The 8,137-nt window shown below is 31.8% G+C and carries 8 protein-coding genes and 1 pseudogene; all 9 read right to left on the reverse strand.

All coding sequences use genetic code 11. The features are described from left to right. Positions 1–107: 107 nt before the first annotated feature. Positions 108–584, reverse strand: coding sequence for a hypothetical protein (locus BM257_RS13705; protein ID WP_143096872.1), 477 nt, complete (start codon positions 582–584; stop codon positions 108–110). 844 nt (positions 585–1,428) lie between these two features. Next, on the reverse strand, positions 1,429–1,875 hold the full coding sequence (locus BM257_RS13715) for a hypothetical protein (RefSeq protein WP_143096873.1): 447 nt from the start codon (positions 1,873–1,875) through the stop codon (positions 1,429–1,431). Between the two features lie 35 nt (positions 1,876–1,910). Further along, positions 1,911–2,453 (reverse strand): hypothetical protein, encoded by a 543-nt coding sequence (locus BM257_RS13720; protein WP_143096874.1) that lies wholly within the window; start codon positions 2,451–2,453, stop codon positions 1,911–1,913. A gap of 1,036 nt (positions 2,454–3,489) precedes the next feature. Beyond that, entirely contained in the window at positions 3,490–4,182 is a 693-nt protein-coding gene (locus BM257_RS13730; RefSeq protein WP_092073851.1) for a hypothetical protein, read from the reverse strand. Then, positions 4,172–4,396, reverse strand: a complete 225-nt coding sequence (locus BM257_RS13735; protein ID WP_092073853.1) for a hypothetical protein — start codon at positions 4,394–4,396, stop codon at positions 4,172–4,174. The genes BM257_RS13730 and BM257_RS13735 overlap by 11 nt, the downstream gene beginning before the upstream one ends. A gap of 194 nt (positions 4,397–4,590) precedes the next feature. Continuing rightward, positions 4,591–4,998: an NTF2 fold immunity protein gene (locus tag BM257_RS13740; protein WP_177216134.1), complete on the reverse strand. Its 408-nt coding sequence runs from the start codon at positions 4,996–4,998 to the stop codon at positions 4,591–4,593. Positions 4,999–5,964: 966 nt separating this feature from the next. Then, a complete protein-coding gene (locus BM257_RS14645; RefSeq protein WP_143096788.1) occupies positions 5,965–6,198 on the reverse strand; it encodes a hypothetical protein in 234 nt (77 codons plus the stop codon). 315 nt (positions 6,199–6,513) lie between these two features. After that, complete coding sequence (locus BM257_RS13755) at positions 6,514–7,176, reverse strand: DUF6563 family protein (protein ID WP_143096875.1); 663 nt, start codon at positions 7,174–7,176, stop codon at positions 6,514–6,516. Between the two features lie 666 nt (positions 7,177–7,842). Continuing rightward, positions 7,843–8,137, reverse strand: a pseudogene (locus tag BM257_RS14985) (hypothetical protein); the annotation flags it as partial.

Consider the following 8,137-nt stretch of genomic DNA (forward strand, 5'->3'; position numbering starts at 1 on the left):
TCTTTTTCAGTAAGGTTGATGTCAGGCACAATACCTGTCATCTAAACTATTTTGAGCCTACAGTTTCATGACACGTACCTGTCCCTGCGTCATCTGTCCCTGCGTCATCAATTCCCATGATACTCTATTCGATTCCCTTCGTCTAACATCTCGCGAGTGACAAACAATGTGTCATATAACTGATCTCTGCATATTTCAGCCCAAGTATGATTGCGTGCTGTCTCCAATTTAATGATAAAGAGGTATGCTTTATGCTCTTTGTTATGTGAGAATAGAGTACCGGATTCTGCGTAATCTGCCGTGGAATCTTGAGGGATGTAGTCATGTGGCCTTATTTCAAGCATTCCCTTTTCGTTAATAGTAGTCCATGTATAATCACACGTATCTCCAGAACATGGTAAGAACCGAAACCTACCACCGTAGACATTTATATAAACACTATCAATATTGTTGCTGAAAGATGCACCAATAAGTAATGTATCTGTTGTACAATTTTTTATTCTCATACTTTCCATGGTATCCCACACGGGAAGACAAGAAGCAAAAAAAAACAAACAAAATGTCATTGATAAGAATTTTTTCATTATATTATTCTTTTTATTTAATAACATAAAATGTTTTTACTAGAAGTGGATCATTTAGAATCCTGTTTCTTCTTTATCTTGATTCATTTCCAACTTTTATATATTCCATGTCTGTGATTAATTCTAATCCAATAGGGAATCTCTTCTTTTAAAAAAGTAGAGTCCGACCAATAGTCATGATTGTTAGATTTTACTTTGTCTATCCTAATTAGGTGGACAGGCTTAATGTTGTAGTTTTTCGATTGTATGTCTGTAATCTCCATGTATGCTTCTCGAGCATATAATGTATCATTAAAAGGATATAGATATAAATTTGACATTTCTGCAGACTGGGGAATATATTTAACATAATTATCCCCATAAAACCACCTCGAATTACTGAGATATACTGTAACAGTATCATGTTGGAATCTGTTTTTGTTTTCTACTATAACATACATGTCCCATTTGCCTACATAATAGACGTTCCAGTTAATGTAGAATGATGCTATTGTAAAAGCAATCAGCCCCAAAACGATATAGCGTTTCTTCATAATATGATATTAACAATTTATTTCTTCCTCAATTGTCTTAGAACTCTTTGTGCAGTAGTATTATATCCCAGGAAATTTGGGGTTCTCAATGATCCACTTCTCCTAAGGATAGGTGAGCTCCTTTTTATATTTGGAAACAAAGTTTTTGTCATGTGTTATATTAATTAATACTGTGCAAAGGTATTTCTTTTATTTCGTTCTACAAAATATTTGGACAGGAAAATGGATCATTCAGAACCGTCCCCAGCTTTCTAATATCTGTTTCATATTTCTTGGTTTAAATGTTATTCATGTCAACTCCAATGAGTAAATTATTGAGAGTCTGCGGTTTCTTCATTATAATTACAGAAAATGTAACAATCGAAAATATTTCTAGTAAATAGAAAAAGAGTGGGATAATCTTTCTCTCTATACTTTATCATAAACCTATATTCTCTTTTATGATATCTATATTTTCTATCATATCTAATTGTCAGCAAATTACCTTCAAGTTTCCATTTTCCCAGGAGGGTATCCCCATCAACATCAACTTTTCTAAATAGATGGTTACTAAAGAAATATATTTCTATGCATCTGCCATAGCCACACCCAATACCATTATACTCAGTTACAGAATCCTCTAAAATTGAATCTAATTTTGCTTCATTGATAAATATAGTTTGCCTTTCTGTCCATACTCTATTTACGAGGATGGAGTCATTTGCATAAACACCCATATAGGTGAATAATGATAAACAAAATAGTAACAATTTATTCATGATGCTTTTCTTCTTCTATTTTTTTTGTGTTTCGTTTAAAATAATTGATATTGGTGCATAATATTAATACCTTTAAGACTGTCATTACAGATTAATTTATACTTCTGATATTTCATACGAATAAAAAAGTCTTTCCTTATTTCTTTCATTATATAAAGAGGAATTGGACAGTCTTTCCATGTATTATTGAAAACTGATTTGGAATAACCTTTACAAGAATAACGTTTGGCAGGTACACCTTCTTTTTTCACAATAATATATGACAACTCAATAGTATCGTTTTTTATACTAACAACGTTTTCTTTCTGTTCTTTAGAAAAGATAATGTTTCCACCAGCGATAATAGTATAATGTGATAAAGTATCATATTTTATTTCAAAAGGAATATTGGGTTCTAAAATTGTTCCCAATGATTTAAACATAAAATCCATATAACTAGTTCTGAATGTCAATGTTTTTTCGTCAACATCTTCAATTTCTTCTGTACTTAATTTACTAAAATATTGCCTGCAAGGCATAGTACTGCTACAACCTATTATCAAAGTATAATAAAGTATTATATACATGCACTTCTTCATATAAGCATTATTTTATGGGACATTAGTATCTTTGTTTTAAGTTTTTATACTGCAAAGGTACGATTAAGTGAGAAGAAAACCAAATTTTATTTGAGTTTTCTCGAACGTGAGTACCTTCGACCATTTTCCCTACAGAAATTTGGGGTTCTTGCTCTGGCAAGCGACTTCGTCGAAGACTGAATGATCCAAAATAAGATACTCAGTTTTGTTCCCATTGTCGTAAGTTAATAATTATGTTGCAAAGGTAGTATTATTATCTCTTTCTACAAAATATTTAGACAGAAAAAGTGGATCAGTCAGAACCGTCCCGGATTTTCGTAATGCTTTTTTTCTTCTACTCTTTCTGTTAAATTCAATTCCCGTCTAACAATATTTCCATTCTTTACTGCATTTCCTGTTTTCACCAAAAGATTACCCAGTATCTTGCAAAAGATATAGATATCATATAATAGTAAAACAAATGATATTAATACAAAGTCATGATGCATGAACAACTGCCAAATATGTATATATGTTCCGAGTAAGCCGACTAAGAAGAAGAAGCAATTTAAAATCTTGATTTTCAAAAACTTGAAATTAAAGTTGTACATTATGACAAACAGGACAACAACTAATACCGAGCAAAAAAAAGCTGTAACAACAAAATAACTATACAATGAATTTATTGCGCATTCTGGTTTCTTTTGAATTAGTGCGTTTAATACAAAAGAAACTGACTGCATAATAAATGCAATACCAGCAATAATGTTAATGAAGATTTTCATTTCTGCCAATTAATATTTTGAGTATTTTTCTCCCAGATTGTAGATGAATTAAATTCTTGCGTTCCTGGTACTGTGTTACCAGAATATTCATTTACGACCTTTCCATTCAAAAAAAATTGGGGACGGTTCTGAATGATCCAAAATAAGATACTCAGTTTTGTTCTCATTGTCGTAAGTTATTAGTTATGTTGCAAAGGTAGTATTATTATCTCTTTCTACAAAATATTTAGACAGAAAAAGTGGATCAGTCAGAACCGTCCCGGATTTTCGTGTTACCGTTCATACGAATCAATTTTCACGTGTTTAATATAATTAGCAATAGGGATTACTCCATTTTTATCAGATTTTCTTGTAACAAGATAGCAAGGGAAAATTCTTTGATAATCAGAACTTTTTATAAATACTACGCATTGTGTATTAGGATATCCATTTATTATTTCTAAATACTCCTGTCCTCCAATCTGTAAAGTGTTTTTGTCTTTTTCACATCCTTCGACAATAAAACATGGCAAATAGGTAAAAGGATTTTCTTTTATCAGTGAATTATATTCATTATCTGTTATTATCATATTTGTTCTTTCAAATTCTTCAATTATTAGATCTGTATGTCTTAATACATATTCCTTTTTCGAGACATTGGTAGTTATTTCTTTTAAAATCAAACAATCATTTATTATTTCAATATTGAATAAATCTTTACTAACATTGTCATATGTAATACTTATTGTGTTATCAGTATTAAATTGCCAGTCAAGCGAGATAGTTTTACCATTACAATATTCTACGATTCCTTTCCCGTTGTAAAGGAAAGACACAATTGGTGGAATATTTGAAATTTCTTTGGAAGCGAAAATATGCTCTCCATTTATATTAAAATTGAAGGTAGCACTCTCCGTTAGCTGCCAGCATCCTAGTATATTAGTAATATTAAACAACAGATAAGCTACAAAGATGTTACTGTACATGATTTGGTTCCTCCCTCCTTTCTTTTGCGTTAGTTTCTTTTCTTATAATATTTTCAACTTCTACAGCGTTTACAGTTTTTCCGTCTCCTTTATCATTAAGCCTGGGGTCTGCATGTCCTGCAATCTCATGAGCTAAAATGTACTCAGGATCATCAGATATACTATTATTATCTTTATCAATTAGTCCATTATACGATTCTCCAGATATTACCACAGAGAGAAATTTGGGGACGGTTCTCAATGATCCACTTCTCTTAAGGATAGGTGAGCTCCTTTTGTATATATGGAAACAAGTTTTTGTTCATGTTATATTAATTAATACAGTGCAAAGGTATTTCTTTTATTTCATAGGACAAAATAATTCACAAAAAAATGGATCATTCAGAACCGTCCCCAGCTTTCTTAAATTCATTTATCATGCATACATGATATTATCTTACCATTAAATTTATTGATTAACAAATAGAAATTACCTTTCCATTGCTTATTTTTATTTCGTGGTCTTGATGTTCCAGAAACCATCCATAAACTGTCATTAACAATAGAAATATGATACGGCTGTTCTATCTTTGCTATTTTTTCCCCAAAAAGATTTGATACATAGACATATGTTAATAATGCGGCAGATTTTGTATCATTAACAACACTTAATTGACTCATCGATTGGTTTTCAGGAAACCAGAAATCTTTGTCGTTGATAGTCTCTTCCTCTACAAATGAACATCTGTTGCTCACAGTTCTTACTTTTGTTTGTGCAAATGCTGTATTTGTACAGATACACAAACAGCACGCTATTATATAAACCTTATAATCCATAAAAAACATTTATATCTTCTATTGTATTTATGTCATTTTGATCTTTAAAATTTGGGGACGGTTCTGAATGATCCAAAATAAGATACTCAGTTTTGTTCTCATTGTCGTAAGTTATTAGTTATGTTGCAAAGGTATAACTTTTATCTCATTTTACAAAATGTTTAGACAGAAAAGTGGATCAGTCAGAACCGTCCCCAAATTTTCTGTGTTCCTGAAGTCGATTATTCAGAACAGATTTTCCTTTTTTTATACATATATTTATAATACATACACATATAAGTATTACACTAAGTGACACATATAGATTGGTTACTGTAACAATACTTGTAAATTGCTTCTTTCCAAATAGCCAAATAGGAAATCTAAATAAGGTGTTTCCTTCGTAAATAACTAAATTGTGTGATTTAATATGAATATGATAATATCCCAAGGCAACACAGAAAATAATAAAAATGAAGTATATGATACTAGAGATTAAATTGCATTTAATAAATTTACAATTTCTTATTTTTATTAATTCATAAAACAATATCATTATATTGACGATAATTGCCATAATTATTACGTCATATACTTGTGAGACTAAAGGCAATCTCCTATCCTCCATATTTGAATTAAAATCTAATAAAGGTTCATATTGCAAATTTCTTTCAAACCATGTAATCCAAAAGATAACTGCAAGATTAATTATTATTAGAATTGTGGTTCTATTTTTCAACAGATTTTTAAGGATTGATTTCATATCTAAAAATTCCTTTATTACCTTCATTCAACCATTTGCTATATTCTTTCCACAAAAATTTGGGGACTCTGAATGATCCAAAATAAGATACTCAGTTTTGTTCTCATTGTCGTAAGTTATTAATTATGTTGCAAAGATAGTATTATCATCTCTTTTTACAAAATATTTAGACAGGAAAGTGGATCAATGAGAACCGTCCCCGAATTTTCATTAATCAGTGAACACTAAATAATTAAAAGTATAATATAAACAATTGAAAATATAAACAGCCCCCATGCCATTAATTTCCATTTAAAATGTTCTCTGTCAGGCTTTGAGGCAAATTTCCAATAATATTTTTCTTCTTTTTCATCTTTTTCAAACCAATAATATTCTAAAATTAAAGAAAGCACTATAATAATACTAAAATAAATAATTTTATAGACGCTGTTTCTGAACAGAGTCTGTGTTGTTTCCATATTTATCAAACTCATAAAGGAATAAGATATACATAAGAGATAATTCATTAGCATAAGAAGGAAAAACTTTTTAGCCAACATAGCATTGTAACTTACTTTACCATTATGGTAAACAACTGGCTCAAATTTTTGAGTGAACAAATGTAAACCGTATAATATGTGATTCATAAAATACACCATTTTCTTTTCATTTTTAATTGTTATCTTTTTTTCAAGTTCTCAGATTTAAAAGCATAATACCACTTTAGGATCATTCAGAACCGTCCCCAGCTTTCTTCGGTAATTGCTTCTTCAGAAAACAACATACTCTTCTCGTCACTGAAGTGGAGTTATAAGTCCAGATTTCATAAGTATCGGCATGACGTGTTCGGCACCTATACGCTTTTTGTCGTCACTCTCAGCATAGAACTCTTTCAGTAATGAGGGTGCCTGTTCGTCCAACATCTGCTTGATGAGGTCATCATCAAGTAATCGAATCTGAATCTTTCCTTTCTCATCGGCACCTTCAGAGATAACATAACACACCCGATACTTTCTCGCCTTAGTAGCCACAGCCATCGTACCGGCTAGTCCAAACATGATACCTACCGTCGTTTGCTCGGTCAGGACCTCCTTTCCTATAAGCATGTTAACAAACAATACGCTGCGTGTCCCAATCTTCCAGGCTTTTGCATAACCTCCTCTAAATTTTGTCTTTTGGTATCTCAGATAACGGCAATTCACATACATAGAGTCACCTTGTGCTATGACAAACGCTTTCTTAATTGCCTTGTTTACATCTTTCTCTTTTGACACAATTTTATAATCATTGCCTCCTCCCATAAATTTCTCCGTCTTTGTGCGTTTGGTGACGTAGAAAGTGTCTACTGATACCCAGTTTCCATTGACGAAATCCTCGTATGTCACGCAGTACCTGTTTTGTGCCTCGCAAACAGTTACGAGACTAAGCAGCAATAATAGTAATGTGGTCTTTTTCATGATTATTTCATCTTATACGTCTTGTTATTGGAATTATTCTATATTCCCTTTGTTTTCACTTTTTGTTACCATGGTATTCTATTCGATTTCCTTGTTTCAACATCTCTCGGGTGACAACTAATGTGTCGTATAAATGATTCTTGCAGATTTCTTCCCAATTATGATTTCTAGCTATTTGCAACTTTATAATGAAGAAATATCCTTTTTTATATTCAATTAAATAATTAATACCTGTACTTCCCAAAGAGTCTGGATAGATAAGATTACTATTATCAAACCACAGATTCTCTTTCATTTTCATTGAATCAGTATACAAGGAAAATCCACAATGCTGAATGAAAAATTTTGTGCTGTCAATATTATTGCAATAGGCCTTCCCGATAAGAATCGTATCGCATGTCCGATTCACGATTGTTAACATTCTCATCTCGTCGAAAACAATGCATGAATTAATCAATACCAAACCAAATATCACGGCTAATATTTTTTTCATTTCTTATCTTAAAAATATGAATATTTAGAATATATAACTTTCCACAAAGAAAAATGGGGACGGTTCTCAATGATCCACCACAAAGGTACAACATTTCTTTCAAAAGAAAAAATATTTAGACAGGAAAGTGGATCAATGAGAACCGTCCTAGGTTGTTAAGTTAGCATACCATTTTATGCTATATTTTTAACCACATTCATTCTTTTAATGGAGGGGTTTGGCAATAAGTTGTCCCCTCTCCATTTCTTGATGTCGGTAATGGTAGTTCTGGCAAGCAAATGGCTGACGTTAAAATTTCTACAGTCATCAATTGTGCTGACTTTGAGTGACAGCGGAATCAATAGCACAAGTGGTGTGTATCCGTTGTTCTTGTTGGGTGACATCCTTGCTTTGAAACATCCGAATGTCGACTCGATGATGTCTGAGGTTATGTTGTGCACCTCGTCACCATCCAGAAGGGCTTCCTCC

The organism is Prevotella sp. tf2-5 (assembly GCF_900115435.1).
In the GTDB taxonomy this organism is placed as follows: Bacteria; Bacteroidota; Bacteroidia; order Bacteroidales; family Bacteroidaceae; genus Prevotella.

Coding starts and splice junctions, on each gene's coding strand:
- BM257_RS13705 (WP_143096872.1), bottom strand. CDS start 584: ATGAAAAAATTCTTATCAATGACATTTTGTTTGTTTTTTTTTGCTTCT.
- BM257_RS13715 (WP_143096873.1), bottom strand. CDS start 1,875: ATGAATAAATTGTTACTATTTTGTTTATCATTATTCACCTATATGGGT.
- BM257_RS13720 (WP_143096874.1), bottom strand. CDS start 2,453: ATGAAGAAGTGCATGTATATAATACTTTATTATACTTTGATAATAGGT.
- BM257_RS13730 (WP_092073851.1), bottom strand. CDS start 4,182: ATGTACAGTAACATCTTTGTAGCTTATCTGTTGTTTAATATTACTAAT.
- BM257_RS13740 (WP_177216134.1), bottom strand. CDS start 4,998: ATGGATTATAAGGTTTATATAATAGCGTGCTGTTTGTGTATCTGTACA.
- BM257_RS14645 (WP_143096788.1), bottom strand. CDS start 6,198: ATGGAAACAACACAGACTCTGTTCAGAAACAGCGTCTATAAAATTATT.
- BM257_RS13755 (WP_143096875.1), bottom strand. CDS start 7,176: ATGAAAAAGACCACATTACTATTATTGCTGCTTAGTCTCGTAACTGTT.